This is a genomic window from Niallia circulans NBRC 13626 (assembly GCF_001591585.1).
Classification (GTDB): domain Bacteria; phylum Bacillota; class Bacilli; order Bacillales; family Cytobacillaceae; genus Niallia; species Niallia circulans.
Genome location: NZ_BCVE01000017.1, coordinates 1 through 21,358 on the forward strand (window position 1 = coordinate 1; position 21,358 = coordinate 21,358).

Sequence of the window (21,358 nt, forward strand, 5' to 3'; positions counted from 1 at the left end):
TTTTGGCTGATAAATTCGTTATTCAGCTGATTCCCTTCATATTTTGACTGATATTATATACTTCTCTATTTAATTGAGAGCCTATTAATTTATTCAACATAACTCCCCATTATAATTTCAACTCCAAATATCTAGAATTCTCATATTAAATAGAAATAAAGCATAGTAGACTGCTTATCGCCACCAATTAAAAAGATTTATTGATATTCAACTTCTTTATTACTCGTATTGCTCGTTCCCCAAAGAGATGAATAATTAAATTAGACTTAACACTTAGACAAAAATAAATACTTATTCCCACAACCATACAAACAATCACTATAATACATGCGTCTAACTTAGCTTGAGTTGATAAAAATAAAGTTAATAGCATATAGGTAATTAGTGTTCCAATAAACATAACGAGTGTAAAGAATCCGATTTGCAGCACTCTTCTGATTACTAACCTTAAAGAATAGCCAGCAAACTTTTTTACCGCATAAAAATTAATAATAATTGCCACTAAATATCCTATACTTGTTGCTATTACTGCCCCACTTGTTGCAAAAATTTTGATAAGTGGTATGTTCAGACATAATTTCACAATCAAACCTACCAACAAACTTATAATAGTATATTTTTGCTTATTTATTCCTTGAAGGACCGCTGCTGTAATAGAGAAAAGGGAAAAGAGAATAGCTACCGGAGCATATATTCTTAATATGTCCGTACCAAGTTCTTTATGATGATAAAATAAGGTATAGACCGGTTCGGCAAGCAGCGAAAGACCTACAACAGCAGGTAATGTAAAGAATAGAACAATTTGAATTGTTTGATTCACTTGTTGAACTAAACTTACATGATCTTTTTCGGTATATGCTTTCGTAATGGCAGGCACTAACGTTAATGAAAAAGCAGTTGCTAAAGAGACTGGAATAATGACAAGTTTATGAGTATTTAAAGTCAAAACACCAAATGCAGTTACTACTTGATCTTTTAAGCCAATAGATTCCATTGCACCTTTGAAAGTAAGTTCATCAATAAACTGGAATAATGGATTTGCAAGACCTACAAAAATAAAAGGGATTGCATATACGATAATCTCTTTATATGTTTCCTTAAGCGAAACTTCAATGACTCCTTTATCTTCTAAAAGAAGCTTATCAAGATGGGGTTTTCTTTTATACCAATACCATAATAAGACTACTAAACTTCCAACTGCCCCTATAAATGCCGCAAAGGTTGCTACACTGACAGCAGTAACTAAACTTCCTTTTAAGAGATTTAATATAATATAGGCACCAGAAAGCATAAAAATAACTCGCACAATCTGCTCAACTACTTGAGAAACTGCCGAAGGTCCCATTGATTGATGCCCTTGAAAAAAACCTCTAATCAAACTCATAAATGGAACAATCAGTAATCCAAAGCTAACCGCACGAATAACAGTTGTCCCATCTTGAACACTTACATCGGCGTTATCTGGAATGCTAGCTGCTGCTAAAATGGGCGCAAAGAAATATAAAATAACAAATGCGACAATTCCAGTACAACTCATCATAATAAGCCCAGATTTAAATAATTTTCTCCCTACTGCATACTCCTCTAGAGAATTATATTTAGAAACAAACTTTGCCACTGCTAATGGCAAGCCAGCAGTGGCTATACTTATAAAAATAGAATAAGGGATATAAGCCATTGAGTATAAAGCATTTCCTTTTTCCCCTACTATATGATAAAAAGGAATAACATAGAGCATGCCAAGAACTTTTGAGATAATTGTTCCTAGCGTTAAAAGAAATGTTCCTCTTAGAAGTTTTGATGTTTCCATTAAATCCATCCTTTAATTATCTTTTCAAATAAATAAACCATTAAAATTAAATTTAAGTGGCATTAACCCCACTATAATTCTTATTTTTCTGAAATTCCATTTGCCAACAACAAAAAATATGTCCAAATGGTTATTGGAATCATCAAAATAATATTAGATAAAATACTAAAAATTTTTATGCTTTTATTATTAGATTGTATACCTATAATAAGTGAAACAAGTAGACCTAAGTCAATTAATAAATATAAGGATATTGGTATCCACAGAGTTAAATTAGACCCCCTTACAAAAAGAAAAACTGCAATTGAGGCTAAGAATAAGAATAATGTTAAAATAAGGGATATAAATTCTTTCTTATTTTTTTGTGACAAGTTTTCCCCTCCTTTATTAATAGATTATAAAGTACTCATTGAAAAAAGACCAATATATGGTAATAAAATATGATGCAAATTAAATAAGATATAGAGCGTTTAAAAAGTGATGGAATTAATCGCCATTAGAAGAATTCCTCTTGGTGCTGCAATAACTATGAAGTAAAAAATGTCTAGAAGATTGAGCTTAATAAATGCTTCGTTTTTTTTATCCTATCATATTACCTGCAGGATATAATTTTTCGATTGTCTTACGAAAACTGTTTATTACTTCTCTCCCAGATGCTAAAATATGGTAACAACTATGTAGTGCTTTCAACAAATATCCGGCATGATGCTGAGTTTATAAAATTAGCAGATTAATAAGTACATCTTCTATATCCTCATACATAACAAGAGATTAACTTATTGCATTTGAAGGGAGTATATATGAATAAATGGGCTAGAAAACTATTAAATACCTCTAGGGGAAAATTCGAAATTTTTATTAAAGGGCAAGGTGAACCTCTTTGTATAACCCATCACTATACAGAATTTAATGAGACAGGAGATTATTTTGCAGAATCCTTTGTCGATACGCATGAAGTATTTCTTGTTAATCTCAGAGAAGCAGGTAGCTCCGATAAGGCTACTCAACCGTATGAACTAGGGTTACTAGAGTCTATCTTCGACTTAGAAGCAATACGGGAAGCATTAGGATTTAAAAAATGGAACTTGGCAGGACATTCCACTGGGGTATTCTAGGAGTTATTTATGGGATATATTGCTCTAACAGTTTGAGAAAACTTGTTTTAGTAGGAGCTGCTGCAAGAGAATCCTGATTGTATATACAATGATAAACATCCATCCTTTAAGAAAATGCAAGATTTGATGGAAAAGATAAAACAATCTGATTTATCAATTACAGAAAAGATGAGAATTACGAAAGAACGAACAAAGTTATCCTTATATACTCCTGAAAACTATGGAGAGTATTTTTCCCTTCCTATTCAAAAGAAAATATCCTCGATTAGACTGAACTATTTTAGCCGGGAAGTGCAACTTTTTGATGTTACTAGGAAGCTTAAGCTGATTTCAACTCCAACATTAATCATTTGTGGAAAATTCGATGTTCAGTGCCCTCTTTCCTATTCGCTTGAAATGAATAAGTGCATTCCTCATTCGAAATTATTGATATTTAATCAAAGCAATCATTATCCGTTTCTAGAAGAAGCTTCACGATTTAAGGATGAAATAGATGCATTTATGGGGGGAATTTCATGCAATTAAAGAAGATAGATATTGATATGATCGCTCGCTCGTTGCTTACTTCTCTGATCTCCGCTATTTGCGTTAGTACGATTTACCTTATTAGTTCTTCTTATTTTAGTTTGTTGGGAATACTAATATTTAGTTTTATTTTCTTTTGCTTTTATTTGGTTATCGCGTCGCCGCTGCAAATTTTCCTAAATCAAAGACCAAAGAAATTTAGTATTATCTACCTCGCGATCTATAATATTTTTTCTGGGGTTGTCACATGGATTGTTGCCATGTTTTTTGATATGAAAGATCCTTTCCATTCTTCCATCTTTTATTTTCTATTTATTTTGTGTGCATCTCTTTTTTGGATAGTTGATTCTCTGTTACTTCAGAAAAAAGCGGAATAAATATTGAAATCTGGTGTAAGAAATAAGGAGGAAACCGATGAAAAACTCATTACAAATAATAGCAGAAGCTTCTTATTCATTAAATTTTTTGGTTTATGTTCAAAATATCTTTCTCAACCAAAATAAAAATAAGGATAATTGGAAATTCCCCTATCTCCTAACAACTTGTGAGTTTCGAAAGGATTTTTTATTACAGTATCGCGGCTTATGGACTAAGATTACGAAAAGTATTTCTGAGAATAGAGATATTGACCAGGATATTTTCTATAATGAAAAACACTTATTTTATCATGAATTGTGTGATGTTACTGTCGATAATCTAACTGCTTTTAATCAAATATATGATTCCTTTTTCACTTGGTGGACAAGTCTAGCAGGTGGATTTTCCATTGAAAGGGCTATGGGCGAAACAATAGAGCATATCTATCATGATGTTTCAACTAAACTATTAGAAGAAAAAATCATCCCCAAAAAACCATTACATATTAACTTTATTTATGATAATTCTATAATAGAAGATTTAACCGCTTTTTCCTATTTCGCTGTATTATCAATAAATGATTGTATACTTCATTATAAAGAGGCCGTTGCTCGAATTAAGATTTGTGTAGATTAATTAGCTTCTATAATGGATTCAAAGTTATTTTTCATTTATAGAAGCCTTAACTTAATAACAAACTACCTACTTCTTCCCAGTCCTTCACTCTCGTTATTCGTTCGTGCTTACACATTTGATTGTATGGCTTATCAAGTAGCAATACATCTATTCCACTATTTGCAATAGAAAATGCATGGGCAGGGTTGTCTTCAATAAATAGAGTGACATTATGAATTAAAGCACATTCAGGCTTACCATTTATATATTCTGAAGCGCATACTATATCATCTATGGGCAACTTATTTTTAACAACCCAAAGTTCCGCTGAATTCATCCAAGCTTTTGACCTGCCCGTCATGATTGATAGTTTTGAAGTTTTGCTTAGTTCACTAAGTACATCAATTAAAAATGGATATGGTTTAGCTGAATGCAGTTCCTTTTGATTGTTTGTAAAAAAATCTACAAATGCTTCAAAGGAATATCCATATAAATCCGAAACTCCGTACTCTACCATTTCTTCGTAATCCAAATTTTTGTTATGTATTTTATTTAAAAGTTTTACAATCGATTTTCTCATATCAACAAGTGTATCATCAAAATCTATTCCAATATGGTTCATATAGCCCCTCGCTTTTTATGTCTTTCTCTTAAAATATTTTTTAGAACACCTAGTATATATTGCTTTATTTTTAGCACTAACCCCCCAAAAAACGCGGCACTTTTACTCTTTCTCTATATAGTTCTTGGGCCATTTTCTGCTTTTGTAATTTCTATTCCTTATCTCGCTTCATCCCTTTTATAACTTATACGCTTCTCGACTTAAAATATCGCTCCATTTAGCGTGGTTCTATTCTTTCATTAACTTTTCTATAATGAAAGGCAATTCTCATAAATCATCTACAATAAAATCTGCTTCGGCATTTCTCCAAAGCAAATCCTTCTTCCAAATCCCTTTCATCCCTACTTTTTTCGCAGCAAGCACATCATTTTCTGGATGGTCTCCTACAAATATAGCTTCGTTTGGCTGCACATTCAGTATGTTTAAAGCTTTATTAAATATCCTAGGATCCGGCTTTTTTATCCCTTCCCATTCGGAAACCAAAATGACATCAAAATATTTTTCTATCTGCAAAGACTTCAAATTATCCATTTGAAATTGTCCAAAGCCATTGGTTATCATTCCTAAAAGAAGATTCTGGCTCTTTAATCCCTCCAACATCTTCTTAAGATTGGGAAAAGGCATGCAGTGATTTTTAAATTGGCTAAGATAATCTTGTAAGAGCTCTTCCCATGTTATCTCCTTAACCTCAAATTCAGCTGCTAATTGTTGATATACCTTATCCTTCCAAACATAGCCGCGTTGATCCAATTCAATAAATCTCTTTGTATATGTATCTTTGGGAATATGGCTAAGTTCTATATTTAATCTATCATATTGACAATCCACAAACATTTCTATTGATACATCTCTATTTAATAAAGTACCATCTAAATCAAATATAATCGCTTTAATCATGGCTTGTTTCTAATCTCCCTCTCTAATGTTAAAATTTTTTCTCTGTATTAATTATACAATTTTGAACGATTCTCCTTTTTCATTACATTATTTGTTAAAATAAAGAAAAGTTCAGAGAATTGGAGGAAGACAATGTGCTTAAAAGAAAAGTAGTATCAGCTACCGTGACTTGGCTAATGATACTATGTCCTTTTGCTATATTAGGATATATCAACTATCAAAAACACTCATTAAAAAATGACGTATATGCATATCTTTTGGAAAAATATCAAGAAGAGGACATACTAGAAATTGATACTACCTTGACAAAAGCAAGCTATCACTTTACCACTTTTGTGACTTTTAGAGATGAACCGAACCAAAAATATGAATATATACGTATTGATAAGGAAATTAGACAAGCTTCCCCCAATCCTAATGAAGAGGAGGAACATTTATATAAACACCTTGATTTTAACAAATATAATTAGTTAAAATACAAATTTCCCCATCTCTTACACTGTTTTGCTGGAGAATGTTTTGTATTAGAGTAAAAGGGATTAGTTCGATATGTAACTTCCATTATTGATAATGTTCGTTGTATTTTCCTTCTTCATAAATTTCTCTTGCGCCAAGAGCTGTCCATTCTTGGGGTGTTAAATCTGGATGTAAATCTAAATAGGATCTCATCATTTGATAACCCACATTGTAACCATAATTATAAGGCAATCCATTCCCGCCCGATATTATTTCTGCTGCCCTGTAGGGATCTTCTTGGAATAAATCTGGTTCAATTTGATTCCCATCATCCTTATTAAAATTGTAATTAATAGTAGTTAGAGAAATATCTGGATATACAAGCTTTTCAAATATTACTGCTTTCCCTTCAAGAATTAAGTTATCCAATACGGTATGAGAGTGAGAATTATTAAAGTACATTTCCGTCCACACACTATGATGATATTCGTGAGCAATTCCTGCTTTAAGAGTTTCCTCATTAAAAAGTTCATTGTATAATACACTGATTTTTCCTGCTCCCTCTGTAAACATTAAAGTTGTACTCTTAGTTGCCTCTGTAGGATAAATACATATATTCGTTTTTTGATTTGATGGTATATAATTAGAAGATTTTATTAAACTTTCCTCAATGGCTGAATTTATAGCCTTCACATCCATTGTTTGAATGATATTATTAACTTCTTCTCTATTTTCTGGTGCTTTAACAGTCTCTGTGAAATACTCTGCATCCTGATAACATGCCTCATAAATAGGATTAATTACTTCCTCTTCAAACACCTGACTTTCTGACATATTTACATCCTCTTTTATTCTTTTTTCGAAGTTCTCATATAGTTTATATACGTGAATTATATGGTACGATTGACCAGTTTCAGGATGTTGAAATGAGTATGTAAGTCCTTCTTTTACCTTTTTTTCTTGTTCTACTATCTCATTTTGTTGACATGACGATAATAAGAAAATAGTAAACATCAAATAATATTTAATTCCCCGCAAAGTTACACCTTGCCTCCCATAGATTTTTCATAATTTATACGTTCTAAGCACGTAAAAGTTCCCGAACATTCTAATAATTCTTCATAGAAAAGGAGAAGAAAATAGAAAGGACTACCGAGAAGAGAAATAGAAGATAATTTTTTAAACCCTCCTCTACTTATTTTGATAGAATATACTACTAAGCAGTTAGATACTTATATAGGAGTAAAACTATTTGTCCAAAGAAAAAACGAATTCAAGACCAGTTGGCTTTCTTTTGAGAGGCTCATTGTATTCCTTGAATATTAATTTAATGTTTGACATATTATCAGGTAAGGGCGGTGTTACAATGAATTCAAATGATATATGCCCACCGGAAGCTCCACCATGATCGTTTCGACAGTCGTAATCAATATGAGTGCCATCGATGGAAAGTTCTATAAATATAAAATGGTGCATATCTCCAGGCTTCTCTTCGGAGACATCCTTATCAATATTCAAGTGAACTAAACTGGCATTTTTATATTGACGAATGAATGGTACTGAATAGAAAACATTATTATCTTCATACGATTTTAAAACTGGTTTATTTTTCAGAAATCCTTTAGGTACTTCTATCGGTTTATACATATCCTCTCTTGGTAAGTGGCTAAAAACATCATTTAAAAAATCCCCATTCAAATTATATTTTTTAGACCAAATAGCAATATGCTGCGAAGTTGGATCTCCAGGATCACTTGATATTATTTTTCTTTGACTTATTAATTCACATATTTTTTCATCAATTGACTCCACACGTTTATCATAATAGTTACCATAGGATTCAAGTGTCATTTTGTACTCTCCTATACTCACGTTTTTATTTCCAATATAACACAATAAAGGAAATAGTTGAAATCCCTGTTATTCATTCTAACGGTTTTTATATAAGCTTACTTTACTTTTATAAATATAAAATGTGTTCATCAGCTAAATGAAAACCACTTTTGAAAAGAATACCGGAGAAAATGGCGTTCATCAGCTTAACTATGAGAAAGGAAAAGAGGAAAATGAATATTAACTCTTTATCAGATTTGTTTAACTCCATTATTTGTCCTTTATAGTCTTGGGCTGAAAAGTCTCCGGAAAATTGGAATATTTTAATTGGTGTTGGAGGGATTCTACTTATTGGAAGTGCGATTTTGCCTTTTTATTTTATAAGAAATTGGTCTAGAAGACGAATGGACTAGTAAAATCTTTTTACAAAGCTCTTCCTGAATGTTGTGGGCAATTATTTGTGTGACATGATCTTTCCAAAAGATAATATGTGGACTATCTTTTTCTTGTTCAAATATGCACTGGCATTTTTAGCAGGCGGAGTATACTTAGTTCTACAGTATAAAAAGCAGATTTCATAAAAACAAAAGCCATTAATCATTGTGTTTCAACAATGATTAATGGCTTCCTAGTAGAATACTTAGTGATGTACTAAAAATGTATAATATAAGCGAGTATTATTTCTGTGCAATAGGAAAAGTAACGGTAACTTCTGTTCCTTTTCCTTCCTCACTCTTAAAACGAATGGTTCCATCATACTTTTCGATAATATTATAGCAAATCATTAAACCAAGCCCAGTTCCTTTCGCTTTTAAGGAATAGAAAGGCGTTCCTATCTGCTCTAATTGTTCTTCGTTCATCCCTGTACCGTTATCGATAATTACAATTTTTAATTCGTCTAATTCTCCTATTAATTTTACATGGATGGTATCACCAGGCTGGGAGGCTTCAATCGCATTTTTCAATAAATTTACGAATAGTTGTTTAAATTCCATGATATTACATTGAATCTTATAGTCTGTTTCACTTTCTAATTCAATATGTATCGTATCATTCATTGCATATGAATTCAGTAAGTCCATAACTGTATGAAGAGCTAGTTTAACGGAAATAATCTCTGTCTTCGTTTCGCTTGGTTTAGCTAATGATAAAAAATCTGAAATAACTGTCTCAGCTGCTTCTAGCTCATCTAACATCAGCTTATATTGTTTTTTTATATGTTCAGGTATTTCCTTATCCTTTTCATGAAGCTGGATAAATCCTTTTACTACCGTAATAGGATTGCGAATTTCATGTGCAACAGCTGCCGCAAGCTGTCCAGTTGTCCGCAGCTTTTCAGCTTGCTTAACTTGAACATAATATAGCTCTTGATCCTTCATTCTTTTTTGAAAAAGCAGGAAAAGAAATAGCAGCAAAAGCTGTGTCCCCAAGAAATTAGTGATAACTCCTATAAAATCCAAATAGCTATAACTATGTATGCCAGGGGTATTATTCATCATCAAATAAATAATTACGCATAACATAATAGTAATGTTCCCTAACAATGTAATATAAAATAATCTAATATGTAAAAATAAGACAGGAATAACTGGGATAAAACAAATCAGCAATATCAAAGCAAATCTGTCAGGAAACCGTAAATACATAAAGAAAAAGTAAGCAGACATCAAAAAAATAATCGTTGCTCTAAAATTTAATGTATCTTTTTTGGGAAAAATGACTAGTAGAATAGAAATACTTACAACGAATAAACATTGCAAGATTAAAGACAACGAAATAATTCGATCATCCTCTATGTAAACTATCACTATCCCTGCGCTCATTAATATGATGAATAAGCCAATAATCATACGATAAAGCTTTAAACTAGGTAAAAATTCATTGTCTATCATTAAAACAGTCCTCACATTATATTAAATTGCAGGTTATTTAAATGCTTCTGAAAAATGGTACATCATAATCATAACTGATGTTTTTATAGTACACAATTTGTAATCTTTATTCACTAAGACGTTCAATTTCTTGTCATACGAAGGGTAAGCTTTTTATACTCACTACTATGTAAAAGTCTATTTTACCTTATTGTTCCAACTTTTTGTAGTCTAATCTGACTATTCCTTTTTGTTAATTCTATATTATTGCCGTGATTATCATTTATTTAAAAATCCCTATGGTTCATTTATTAGCATTATTCGATCATTGTTTCCATTTAAAAGAATTCAAAAGACCACCTAAGAAATCAAATTAGATGGTCTACTTAAATACATATGGAAAAATGTGTACATTTATAGTTAATTACTTTCTGCTTTTAAATTACTCGACAATATCGCAAGGAAGTGTAACTCTCTCCTTCTACATTGCCGTATGTATCTTGTTCTTTCTTAAAAATAAATCCTTTCGCTTCATAGAATGGGATTCCTTTTTGATTACCTTTCGCTACTGACACCCATTGCTCACTTGCTGCGAACTCTTCCTTCTGCTGTTTTGTGAGAACATCTAATAATTTTGTACCAATGCCTTCATTCCGTCTATCCGGACTGATGTAAAAAACAAACACTTCGCCAGCGGTATCATTTATCATGCCACCACCGATGGCACCAACTACTTCATCATTATCAATGGCAACAAAATAGCCTCCCCATTCTCTACTTGTTTCCGTAACTTCCCTGTGAATTCTTTCCCGATTATAAAACGTTGAAATAATTCTAGTAATATATTCTTTTGAACAGAGATCTTCATATGTTGCCCAGTAGCCATCCCTGCAAACCTTCGCAATTCCTTCTACATCTTTCGGTTCCGCTTTTCTAACTTCAATCACAATCTCACCCCCTGTTATTTATATTATGTAACACCCATTAACACAAAGGTCGGGAAATTGTATTTTCTATCCATCTGGATCTGCCTCAACAACTTCACATTCACGATTAATAGGTCCTTGGACAATTCTACAGTCTGCTTTCTTAATGGCAGACACAGAAAGTTCTATAGTATCAACCTGTAACTAAATGATTTTCCTCTATTACTTTATATTTTCATATTTCTTTCCATATTAGGATTATAAACTTGCAGCCATTTTTTCGTGATACTTATCATCCATTCTCCCAATTCATTTAAAAAATTTATAATAACTTTTGAATTACTTATTGGATTAACAGCATACTCCAGTGCTTGTTTCATTTCGGATTCTTTGCTTGGAAAATGTTCAGAAAATAGTTTATATGCCGGGTACAGATCCCTTGTGTATTTGTTTTCTTCCACTAGAACCAGTGCTAGTCCTGCCCTAACAATGATTTTCATTATCCATCTGCAGCAATCCAATACATCTTCAACATCTTCGTTCCCAGTAAGTTCTTCTTTTGCTTGTTGAATTTGACTTCTTAAATTCACAAGATGTTCATTGGCAAGTGTTTTGTCTGCTTTATAGTTAGGTAAAAAAACACTTATATCTTTTCCGTAAACACAAATGCTATGAGTTTTTATCATAAACGGGATTATTGAAAACTTAGTAGTCTCTAAAATATTTTCAATAAAATAGAAACTAAGTTCAACGCCATCAACTGCTTTAAAGTTTTCATTTAAAGCTTGTTCTGCCTTATCCACCCAATTTAAGTCAATGGCATCAATATTTTTATTGGTAATAGCTATCGTATCCAAATCTGATACATTATCTATTCCTAATCCGCGAGGAATAGAACCCCTAATATACACACTATGTAAATGTTCTCCTAAATAAGATTGATATGTTTCTATTACCGCATCTATAATATATTTAAATTCAAGTTTTATGGCATTTATACTCGAATCATTTATGATATGGCCTCTTGAATCTGTCCGACAAAAATGCCCAATATTTTTAATTTCTATCAATAATCTCTCCTTCAAAAGAATTTCATGATTCTTCCAATTAAATTATGATACTATTATATTAACAGATTTTTCTAAACTCGAACTAGGAGTATTGCTTATGAAAATTATCATATTAGGGTCAACTGGATTTTTAGGATCTTCCTTATTTGCACTTGCCTCATCCATCTCTGATTTTTCTGTTTACGGAACTTCCCGTTTTCCAAATGCCCATTCACATATTTTACAACTGGACATAAATAACAAACATCAAGTAACACAACTAATGAACCATATTGATCCTGATGTTGTTATTTGGTCTATGATGGATGGAGAAAATGAAATGCAGCTTATTGAAATTGGGCTCAACAATATATTAACTGCTATTCCCCCAAAAACAAAATTAATATATTTGTCAACAGATGCTGTTTTTGTCGACGGCAAAGGTAACTATTCTGAAACAGATCTACCAGGTTTTTTACCTAGCGAAGCACCGTTATCTACATATATAAATGCCAAACACGTAGGGGAAGAATTGCTCCTTACAAATCATACAAACCATATAATTATTCGTACAGGTCCTATTTATGGAAAAAATGCTAATCAAGATATTGAAGCCAGAACAAAACGTCTCATTCATGAGATTAAAAAGTATGGATATGCGAATACCCCTGCCAATACGTTCAAAACGTTTGTTCATATTGATGATTTATCAAAAGCAATAATCCAAATCATCAATATGAATTTAACAGGCGTTTTACACGTTGGTCCAATACAGAAGGAAAGCTATTATTCTTTTTATGTCAAAAGATTATCGCAACTTGGATTTGCAACTACCAATCTTCTGCCCTTTTCCATTAACAAGTACGAAAAAGCTTTTCATGCTTTTGATACTTCTTTAAATACCCAAAAAGCCGCTAGCTTACTGAAAACATACTTTCGCAATGTTGAGGAGCAAAGCGGTATAGAATAGAAAGGAAGACAAATTAAAAAATAATCTTTTTAAAAATTATTAGATAAACTGTCATTTATTTTTTAAAGAATAAAGTCCAACAATTTCTAGAAAATTATGGAGGTTTTATAAAATGAAATTTTTATAAAGTTACATGTTATTAGTATGCTATATGCTCTTATATTTTTTGTTCCGATCGAACTAATGTTAAATGTTTATAGGATTAACAGACTGACAAATTGGGAATTTGGAACGATAAATATGTTAACTGGTACAGCCATTATTGTTGAATTTGTTGTCGGTACAATACTAATCATTCTTTTAACGAAAATTGGTTGGATGGGCGAAAGGCAAGTTTTTGGACTATCCTTCTTTGGCTGCCATATCTTGTACTTTTGGTTTATCTATTTGCTGTTTTATTTCCAATGACTCATCGTGAAGATGAGCCTAACCCAGTTACTGGTCTTTTAGCAATAGGAGGATTGATGATTTATCCTTTTTATATATTAATACTTAATTTTTCACTTTATAAAAGGTGAAAACAACAATTAGACTCTTTAGTTCAAAACGCACCATTGTATTTCAACAAAGCCTATAAATGAAAAAATAGCAATTATTCATTTAAGTCAATGGATGTTTAAATAAGCGATTTCCTTGCTAATAGCATATTATCTCCAACTTTTTTGCAGCTTCCGAATGTAAACAATTTGTCCAATGTGGTAGGCGTTATGAGTAGACAAATTTCCTAGAACTTGCCACCACTTTGCCTTCTCCGGGAAACCAATTACATCATTATCTACCTTTTCTTGCGTCAGTAGGTCTTGCCATTGAAGCAGAACAGCTAAGAGGGACTTTTTTAAGTCAGCAAACGTTTTATTTTCTGAAATAATAAAGCTTTCATTATTATCATTTATGGAAGCAACAGCATTTACATGAGATTCTTTGTATCTCTTTTGCCAAGTTTCATTCCAGTAAAGAAGATGTTGGACAATTTCTACAATACTATTACTTTCATCATTAGGTTTCCAAAACGCTTCTTCCTCTGTTAAATTTACAACTGATTCAGAAAACGGTACATACCAGCTAGGATCGTTCGCATTTGCTAACAATTGATCTTCCAAAACGTCTTTAGCAAGAGACATAACCAATCACACTCCTTCTTATTATAAATATTCTATTTCGACGACCTTCTGAAAACTCCTGTATTATTACATTATTATATATTTTTTTCCTCCTTAACTGCAGAAGACAAATAGCTATTACTAATCCACTAATTTAGAGAGTTTGACCATTATCTATAGTAAATACTTGCCCGGTTATAGATTTTTGAGTTAGTTGAAAAACTATCGCTTCAGCTATATCATCTGGTGTGGAAATCCTTTGAAGTGGTAATTCACCTGTAAGTTGATACATCTTCTCTTCATTACCAGCCCACCACCTTGTTTCAACAGCTCCAGGAGAAATGCTATTAACTCTTATTGAAGGTGCCAATGCGATAGCCAATGACTTTGTCATCGTATGTATAGCAGATTTTGTTGCTGCATATGGGATAGACGAACCTATCCCAGTCATTCCTGCTACACTCCCCATATTTACAATTGCTCCAAAATGTTGTTTTTTCATATAAGGAACAACCGCTTTTATGCAATAGAACATGCCCTTCGCATTAACACTGAAAAGAGAATCCCATATATCATCTGTTACTGCATCTAAGTCATCCATAGCTATTTGGGCTGTGATACTCGCATTATTTACTAATCCATCTATAGATCCAAAAGTTTGAACAGTTTGGGATACTAATTCCTTTACTTCCTTTTCGTTTGCTACATTTGCTTTATAAGCAATAGCTATACCGCCGTTTTGTTTTATTTCATTAACAACTTTATGAGCTTCCTTTTCAGATTTGTTGTAATTTATCACTACTTTTGCACCTTCAGCAGCTAGTTTTATAGCTGCAGCTCTTCCTACTCCAGTTCCAGCCCCAGTAATGATTACTACTTTATTCATTAATTCCATTTCCGTATCATCCTTACTTATTTTTATTTGTACTATTACATTATGCTTTAATTAAAATGAGGAGTATAATACAGAATAATGAATTAGGTATCATTTTAAATGATATCAGAGAGAAGGGCGAAACTATTGGAAAGTCATGAATTAAAGATTTTCAAACACGTTGCTGAATTGCAATCAGTATCTAAAGCAGCCGAAAAATTAGGATATGTACAACCAAACGTTAGTCAACGAATAAAAAATTTAGAAAATGAACTAGGCGTGCGATTATTTATGCGAAATAATCGGGGAGTAACATTGACTGAAGAAGGGAAAAAATTATTAGATTATACAAATGAAATACTACAATTAATAGACGAAGCTAAGACAGCTATTAATCCTAATAAGTGGAGAGAACCATTAAAAATAGGAGCTTCTCAAACAATTTCTGCCGTTAAGATTCCTTCCTTACTTTCTACATTTTTAAAAGAATCTAATAATCTAGATGTGAAAGTAAGAACAAGTAATAATTTGATGTTAGAAGAAATGCTTTTCTATGGTGAAGTGGATGGTATATTTGTAAATAGCAGTAAAAAAACATCTGATTGCGAGATTGTTTATAGTTACTTAGAGAAAATTATACTAATTTCCCCTATACCTAACCCAATTCTTATTAATTCAAATCAGACGTTGATAGTTAATAGTGATAAAAATTGCATATATAGAAAACACTTATTAGAGTGGTCCAAAGAAAGCAATTTTCATAGTTCTAACATCATTGAGTTTGATTCTCTTGAATCTATTATTCAAGCAGTTCATGATGGATTGGGTATCAGCATAATACCTGCAGACATTGCAAAAACTCGAAAAGGTACCGAGGAAATCATATTCACAGAATTACCTAAAAAGATAAAAATAGACTTTTTAATCAAAAAGAAAAAGCAACACTCACCAGGTTTAAAAAAATTCATTCGCTTTTTGCGAGAAAATAATGAACTAAAATAAAATAGATTATTTTAGGTGGTTTATTGATTTATCGAACTAATTCTTAGATGCTGCTACTTTTAACTTCTAAAGTGTATATTCAGGCCGGATAATATATTACAACTCCAGTTTTTATCCTCGCTCAGATTATAAAACTGCTAGAAACAGGTAAATCTAGCAGAAATACAATTTATTCCGGTAACTTAGATGTTATAATTAGTTTCTCCTCTTTATTTTTCGTCTCTATTTTCATTAAATAAACTCCATTATTAGCCGTCATATCAAAAATATCATTATCTTCAATTTCCCCAATTTTTTTTATATTCCCATTATCAATTTGATATTTTTGGAAATGGTTACTAACACCAGTACCAACAAAAACATGATTGCTACCATCCACTCGTAGTCCATTAACTTCCATATACTTACTTGAGAATTCGTTTGCCTTTTTCGTTTGTGTATCGAAAAGAACCAATTTATTGTCTGCAAAAGACTCAGTAAAGAAAGCTAAGTAAACAATTTGGTGATCATTTAATAATTCTCCCCAGCCAATCTTCTTATGAGGACTTTGGAATTCTTCTAACTTGTGCGTTGAAATATTATATAAATAACAGTAGCTTTTTCCTTCCCTTATATCTGTGAAAAGGATTTTTCCATCTTGAACGGATAAAAATGCATTATCAAGAGTATGTGTTTTTAGATTAAAAACAGTTTTATTACGATGTGTCTTTAAATCTCTTATCATAACATAAGATTGATTTTTATTTTGATCAAAATATATCCATGCTAGATAATTATCAGCTAACACAGGAAATTCATTTTTGATCGACTTATCGTTTTCCTTTGTGATCGGCTCAATTTCCCTTGTTTTTGTATTCATGATATATATGTTTTTCTGATCCCCAAAATCATCACTGTCTACCCATGTAACCCAATTATCATTAGCTTTTAGCCCTTGAATAGAAGAACTATCGAATTTTGTTGTGAATAGTGTTTCAACTTTATTAGTTTTTCTGTTGTATTGGATGATTTTATTAGCCATTCCTGAAGGGCTGTTATCAGCTGCACTCATATAAACATTGTCTTTGTAAGCAGCATAGGATGATATTTCTTTATAGGGTAAATTCACATTCACATCAAAATCTTTATCATAAATCTGAGTCTTTTCCGATGATTTAGAATTTGTTGCTGATGACTTTTTTGTTTGAAGTAAATGATTACCATAAAATACGATAAATATAAGTACTAGTATAGTTATTAATATAAATGTATTTTTTCTCGTCATTACGCCCCTCCTTCTTCAATATACAAATTTTTGATTAAAATATAATACGAAAGGTTGTAAGATTCTCACAACCTTTAATGTAGTATTACCAAACCATAACGGGGTTAGAACCCTTTGTCTCTTTGTCAGCTTCATATACTGCTCGAGCTACCCCTTTTTTTGAAACTGTTGTCTTTAATTTTGACCAATATGTTCCCCCTTTTGTAAATTCAGTGTGATGATTTGGATCAACTAAACGAAATTCATCTGCATTTTTATCATACCCGCTTACTGTAACATAGTGCCTATATTTTGTCCCTCTATATTGTTCTATAAAATCAGTTCTCGTTAATAGAATTGGTGCAGTTTTCTTATTCCGTAATGTTGTCTTTACCCGAGTTTCTAATTTTACTGCTGGCTTTGAATATTTAGCGATATTCCCAACAATATAGGGGTTTCCACTAAATTTATACACATATTTATATTTATTAAGACCATCAGCTAAAAAAGTAGATTTTGTACCACCACCGTTGGGGAGAGTACCTATTGTGTTTCCGAAATGCTTTTGACTCGGAAGTTTTTCAGAACTACCACTTTTCAATTTATGAAAACTTAGAGATTGTCTACCAGCAGCTACTCCGCAAAAGTTACTATACTGCTGCTTATTATATTTAACAGAAATCGTGTAATGCTCATTGGTTTTAGCAGCTACCTTCGACATAGCTTGTTTCTTTTGAAAGGCCTGTTCTTCTCTTTCAGTTTGTTTATCTCTTTTCTCTTCCAGAGAGTTATAATACTCTTCATTTTGAATATAATTTGGATCATTTAATGCGGCACCCGTACTAATATCATCATTCGCTTTGGTTTCAGTTTCAGCAAATACAGAAATTGGTATTATCAAAGCAGTACTTATAATTGTTACTAAAACTAATTTTATTAATTTTTTATTCATATTATCTTCTCCTCATAAATTTTATTGTTAAATATATCCTAATAATACCATAATATGGAATTGAGAGAAGAATTTTTTCCTTTTTATAGAAATAGCAAGTATTTTGTACCCTACAGAAATTTATTGAAGGAAATTTTATAATACTCGTATATTTGCTGAACCACACAAAAAACTTCGAATCTTTTAATCTCGAAGTTTTTAACTAACTATATTTCTCTAAACATTATTTTACTTTCCGTTTACTCTGATTCTTTCATCATATAAATAATTTCTTCAATTGAAAGTGTATACAGTGGTATGTCAACACAAAACTAGACAACTTTTTTAAGGTGTTTCTGTTTATATTCAATAGGGCTTAAATAACCTAACGTTCCATGAATTCAATGTAATTAAACCAATTCACATAGTCGTATAATTCCCTTGATAATTCTTCTAAACTAGTAAATGCCTTTCCTTAATAAACTCTGTTTTGATAATTTTAAATGTTGCTTCTGCCACTGCATTATCATAAGGACAGCCTTTCATGCTTAATGATTGCTTTATATCGAAAGTCTCTAAAGCTTCATCTATTAGCTTATTTTTAAATTCATTTCCTTGATCCGTGTGGAAATATCGAATCTTTCTTAAATCCTTCTTAATGGAAGAAAAGGCGCGATATACGAGTGCTGCATCTTTGTTTGGACCGGTACTTTGTCCAATGATTTCTCGATTAAAGAGATCAACAAATACACATACGTATTGCTACTTTTTATCGACCCTTACGTATGTCAATCACTAACGACCACTATCATTTCTTCTTCTTGATGAAAAGCACGATTTTATTCATTTTGTTGCTGGGATTCATTGCACTTCTTTGAATGTGGTTTGAATTGAGCCACAGTATAAGAGGAAACAAGCCCTTGTTCCCGCATAATGCGACCGATTCGGCGTCTAGAAACGATAAATCCTTGTTTTTTTCATTCCACTTTTATCTTACGTGTGCCGTAGTTCTGCCGGCTTAAGCAAAAGATTTCGATGATTTTTGAGGTTATATCATCCTCTGACGCTCTTTCTTTGGCCTCATAATAATAGGTGTTTCTTGAAAGCTGTAGGACTTTACACATTGCTGATATCGAGTATTTGTGTTGGTTATTCTTAATTACATTTACTTTCGTCCTAGTATCAGCGCTGCCTGCTTTAAAATGGCATTCTCCATTTCAAGTTGCTTGTTTCTTTTCCGAAGTTCCTGAAGTTCCTTTTGTTCGGGTGTTATATTATCCTTTTCTTGAAAGGAACCGGTAGTTTGATGCTGATTAATCCACTTATCTAAGGAAGATGGGGTTAACTCATATTCCCGAATGATATCCTTTCTTGGTTTTCCGTTCAGATATAGTTGCACCATTTGTTATTTGAATTCTGCAGTAAATGTTCTACGTGCTCTTTTGGTCATGGTAGATTCTCCCCTTATTGTCTTATTGGTATTCTACTTGACCTTAAAATATCTGTCCAACTAAGTGTAGCCTATCCATCCATTATTCATTTATAATAAAGTTTTTTATTAGCTAAGCTGTCCCTTTTGTGACATAGAGCAGTCCTCTCCTTATTTGAGGAAGGGACGCAAAACTTAGTTGAATATATAAATTACTTCCAAGTTTCATCTAATTTATCTGAATAGAAATTTATAGCTCTTTTATAACTTAGTAATTCAGTGTCATTTGTCGTATTAATTAAACACTTTAGTATCAGCTCCATCGCTTTACTATGTTCTTTTAAATTGTATAAGGTCATGGAATAAAATACTTGAATTGCATGATTATCTGGGAATAATTCCATTCCTTTTAGGAATACGTCTTTTGAATTTTCATATTCTCCTAAAGCTCTATATGTACTCCCTAATCCCAATATTGCACCTTCCATATCCTTAGAAGGTAATCCTATTTTTATAGCATTTTCGTAATATGGCACCGCCTTTTCTTCTTCTCCCAATATATCGAAGCTCCAGGCATATTGATAATTATATATAGCATCCTCTGGGAAATCCCTTACCAATTCACTAAGCACTTCGTTAGATTCTTTAAAATTACCATTCTTCCGTAGATCTAAAGCTTTATTAAGTTTGATATTCATCACATATATCTCCAATTCTTTTCCTCTACGTCTTTTATCCTAACGCAGTTCTATTAGTAATTCTATTTGAATCATTAAATTCCTTCCTTCGCTACACCATTTGTTCTATGAAGAAAAATAAACTAAAATGGAGTATTCAACAAGAAAAATCATTCTAAGGAGTACTTGAAATGGCCTTTATTGAAAGAGAAAAATGGATATTGCTTGATGGTAATTCTAGTATTAAGAGAACTAGGTCTCAAAAAGGTCCACTTCCCACCTATAGGAAGGATTAATGAGAAGAAATATTGATTTAATTTATGTGGGTTAGGAGAATGTACTACGGATGTGTTTAGACATGGAAAAGGAAAAAATATCATTACATTCGTTTATGATAGAGAAAATCTACTAAAATTGGGAAAATAAAACTTTTTCCTGATGGAATGTTATTTATATTTAACTAAACAAAATTTCAAGTTAAATACAACAGATAATTTTAGCTTACATAGAAACTTTTGCACTAATAATCATATAGTTTAAGAGCAGATTTTATTTGTTTAAAATGATGTAGATCGTGTTCCATTAATCCTTTTAAGTACTCATAAAGTGTTAGTTTAGATTGATTAATCTGTAATTCAATTAACCAATTATCATCAGATATGTTGCTTAACTGATTAATTAACTCGTATCGAATATGTATGCATTTTTTAAAGGTACTCTCTATATCTTCGGTTCTAGCAATTAATGCAGATTGAGAGTTTAAATCATCAGCTTTAGGACCTTTTGGCAAATCTTTAGCTGATAATAAATATGGAATTCTGTATTGTAAAACAAATTCATCCCAAGCATAAAAGTGGCCTATGATTTCTATAACAGACCATTTTCCTTCTCCAATTGGTTTTCTAAGCAGATTTTCATTAAAATTTTCTAATTTTTGTATAAATCCTATAAATTTCTGTTGATGCTCTAAAATTTCTAATTTCTGTTTTAGCAATTGTACCACCCCATATATTTATTCGCATTTATTTGCGAGAACCTCGAATAAATATTTCAAAG

The 21,358-nt window shown here is 31.8% G+C and carries 21 protein-coding genes and 2 pseudogenes; 7 read left to right on the plus strand and 16 right to left on the minus strand.

What is annotated here, in order from left to right; genetic code table 11:
• Positions 1 to 187: 187 nt before the first annotated feature.
• Together BCI01S_RS17720 and BCI01S_RS17725 are read right to left on the minus strand one after the other, a co-directional pair.
• Complete coding sequence (locus BCI01S_RS17720) at positions 188 to 1,810, minus strand: putative polysaccharide biosynthesis protein (RefSeq protein ID WP_061800428.1); 1,623 nt, start codon at positions 1,808 to 1,810, stop codon at positions 188 to 190.
• Between the two features lie 80 nt (positions 1,811 to 1,890).
• On the minus strand, positions 1,891 to 2,181 hold the full coding sequence (locus BCI01S_RS17725; protein WP_047944934.1) for a hypothetical protein: 291 nt from the start codon (positions 2,179 to 2,181) through the stop codon (positions 1,891 to 1,893).
• A 429-nt stretch (positions 2,182 to 2,610) separates the two neighbouring features.
• Between BCI01S_RS17725 and BCI01S_RS17730 the strand changes: the two are divergent.
• From BCI01S_RS17730 to BCI01S_RS17740, 3 genes and pseudogenes are all read left to right on the plus strand, one after another.
• Positions 2,611 to 3,450 (plus strand): annotated as a pseudogene (locus BCI01S_RS17730) (alpha/beta fold hydrolase).
• Between the two features lie 17 nt (positions 3,451 to 3,467).
• The gene (locus tag BCI01S_RS26375; RefSeq protein WP_369691035.1) at positions 3,468 to 3,827 is read left to right on the plus strand and encodes a UPF0715 family protein; all 360 of its coding nucleotides are present in this window, start codon (positions 3,468 to 3,470) and stop codon (positions 3,825 to 3,827) included.
• Between the two features lie 37 nt (positions 3,828 to 3,864).
• Positions 3,865 to 4,443, plus strand: a complete 579-nt coding sequence (locus BCI01S_RS17740) for a hypothetical protein (protein WP_061800431.1) — start codon at positions 3,865 to 3,867, stop codon at positions 4,441 to 4,443.
• 46 nt (positions 4,444 to 4,489) lie between these two features.
• On the opposite strand, the gene BCI01S_RS17745 is transcribed toward BCI01S_RS17740, so the two are convergent.
• Entirely contained in the window at positions 4,490 to 5,044 is a 555-nt protein-coding gene (locus BCI01S_RS17745) for a 5' nucleotidase, NT5C type (RefSeq protein WP_047944939.1), read from the minus strand.
• 267 nt (positions 5,045 to 5,311) lie between these two features.
• Positions 5,312 to 5,941: an HAD family hydrolase gene (locus BCI01S_RS17750; protein ID WP_061800433.1), complete on the minus strand. Its 630-nt coding sequence runs from the start codon at positions 5,939 to 5,941 to the stop codon at positions 5,312 to 5,314.
• A 134-nt stretch (positions 5,942 to 6,075) separates the two neighbouring features.
• On the opposite strand from BCI01S_RS17750, the gene BCI01S_RS17755 reads away from it, so the two are divergent.
• On the plus strand, positions 6,076 to 6,411 hold the full coding sequence (locus tag BCI01S_RS17755) for a DUF3139 domain-containing protein (RefSeq protein ID WP_061800435.1): 336 nt from the start codon (positions 6,076 to 6,078) through the stop codon (positions 6,409 to 6,411).
• 91 nt (positions 6,412 to 6,502) lie between these two features.
• On the opposite strand, the gene BCI01S_RS17760 is transcribed toward BCI01S_RS17755, so the two are convergent.
• From BCI01S_RS17760 to BCI01S_RS17780, 5 genes are all read right to left on the minus strand, one after another.
• Positions 6,503 to 7,231, minus strand: coding sequence for a DUF2268 domain-containing putative Zn-dependent protease (locus BCI01S_RS17760; RefSeq protein WP_167555736.1), 729 nt, complete (start codon positions 7,229 to 7,231; stop codon positions 6,503 to 6,505).
• Positions 7,232 to 7,645: 414 nt separating this feature from the next.
• On the minus strand, positions 7,646 to 8,248 hold the full coding sequence (locus BCI01S_RS17765) for a hypothetical protein (RefSeq protein ID WP_047944946.1): 603 nt from the start codon (positions 8,246 to 8,248) through the stop codon (positions 7,646 to 7,648).
• A 659-nt stretch (positions 8,249 to 8,907) separates the two neighbouring features.
• A complete protein-coding gene (locus BCI01S_RS17770; RefSeq protein ID WP_061800438.1) occupies positions 8,908 to 10,122 on the minus strand; it encodes an ATP-binding protein in 1,215 nt (404 codons plus the stop codon).
• Between the two features lie 416 nt (positions 10,123 to 10,538).
• The gene (locus BCI01S_RS17775) at positions 10,539 to 11,048 is read right to left on the minus strand and encodes a GNAT family N-acetyltransferase (protein ID WP_047944948.1); all 510 of its coding nucleotides are present in this window, start codon (positions 11,046 to 11,048) and stop codon (positions 10,539 to 10,541) included.
• 206 nt (positions 11,049 to 11,254) lie between these two features.
• On the minus strand, positions 11,255 to 12,097 hold the full coding sequence (locus BCI01S_RS17780; protein ID WP_061800440.1) for a hypothetical protein: 843 nt from the start codon (positions 12,095 to 12,097) through the stop codon (positions 11,255 to 11,257).
• A 97-nt stretch (positions 12,098 to 12,194) separates the two neighbouring features.
• Here BCI01S_RS17780 and BCI01S_RS17785 point away from each other — a divergent pair, with 97 nt between their 5' ends.
• Together BCI01S_RS17785 and BCI01S_RS26040 are read left to right on the plus strand one after the other, a co-directional pair.
• On the plus strand, positions 12,195 to 13,046 hold the full coding sequence (locus BCI01S_RS17785) for a sugar nucleotide-binding protein (protein ID WP_061800442.1): 852 nt from the start codon (positions 12,195 to 12,197) through the stop codon (positions 13,044 to 13,046).
• Positions 13,047 to 13,286: 240 nt separating this feature from the next.
• Positions 13,287 to 13,454 carry a hypothetical protein gene (locus tag BCI01S_RS26040; RefSeq protein ID WP_235844537.1) on the plus strand — a complete coding sequence of 56 codons (168 nt, stop codon included), beginning with the start codon at positions 13,287 to 13,289 and terminating at the stop codon, positions 13,452 to 13,454.
• Between the two features lie 239 nt (positions 13,455 to 13,693).
• Here BCI01S_RS26040 and BCI01S_RS17790 read toward each other — a convergent pair whose 3' ends face one another.
• A complete protein-coding gene (locus tag BCI01S_RS17790) occupies positions 13,694 to 14,167 on the minus strand; it encodes a DinB family protein (protein ID WP_047944954.1) in 474 nt (157 codons plus the stop codon).
• 133 nt (positions 14,168 to 14,300) lie between these two features.
• Positions 14,301 to 15,041, minus strand: a complete 741-nt coding sequence (locus tag BCI01S_RS17795) for an SDR family NAD(P)-dependent oxidoreductase (protein WP_061800444.1) — start codon at positions 15,039 to 15,041, stop codon at positions 14,301 to 14,303.
• A 126-nt stretch (positions 15,042 to 15,167) separates the two neighbouring features.
• Between BCI01S_RS17795 and BCI01S_RS17800 the strand changes: the two genes are divergently transcribed.
• Complete coding sequence (locus tag BCI01S_RS17800) at positions 15,168 to 16,022, plus strand: LysR family transcriptional regulator (RefSeq protein ID WP_061800445.1); 855 nt, start codon at positions 15,168 to 15,170, stop codon at positions 16,020 to 16,022.
• Between the two features lie 169 nt (positions 16,023 to 16,191).
• Here the strand turns inward: BCI01S_RS17800 and BCI01S_RS17805 are convergent, their stop codons facing one another.
• The 5 genes and pseudogenes from BCI01S_RS17805 to BCI01S_RS17825 form a co-directional block, all read right to left on the minus strand.
• Positions 16,192 to 17,286: a TolB-like translocation protein gene (locus BCI01S_RS17805; protein WP_061800447.1), complete on the minus strand. Its 1,095-nt coding sequence runs from the start codon at positions 17,284 to 17,286 to the stop codon at positions 16,192 to 16,194.
• An 85-nt stretch (positions 17,287 to 17,371) separates the two neighbouring features.
• Complete coding sequence (locus tag BCI01S_RS17810; RefSeq protein ID WP_061800449.1) at positions 17,372 to 18,217, minus strand: C39 family peptidase; 846 nt, start codon at positions 18,215 to 18,217, stop codon at positions 17,372 to 17,374.
• 311 nt (positions 18,218 to 18,528) lie between these two features.
• Positions 18,529 to 19,598: pseudogene (locus BCI01S_RS24895) on the minus strand (IS3 family transposase).
• Between the two features lie 239 nt (positions 19,599 to 19,837).
• Positions 19,838 to 20,323, minus strand: coding sequence for a tetratricopeptide repeat protein (locus tag BCI01S_RS17820; RefSeq protein WP_061800451.1), 486 nt, complete (start codon positions 20,321 to 20,323; stop codon positions 19,838 to 19,840).
• A gap of 499 nt (positions 20,324 to 20,822) precedes the next feature.
• Complete coding sequence (locus BCI01S_RS17825) at positions 20,823 to 21,296, minus strand: DinB family protein (protein ID WP_061800453.1); 474 nt, start codon at positions 21,294 to 21,296, stop codon at positions 20,823 to 20,825.
• Between the last annotated feature and the right edge of the window lie 62 nt (positions 21,297 to 21,358).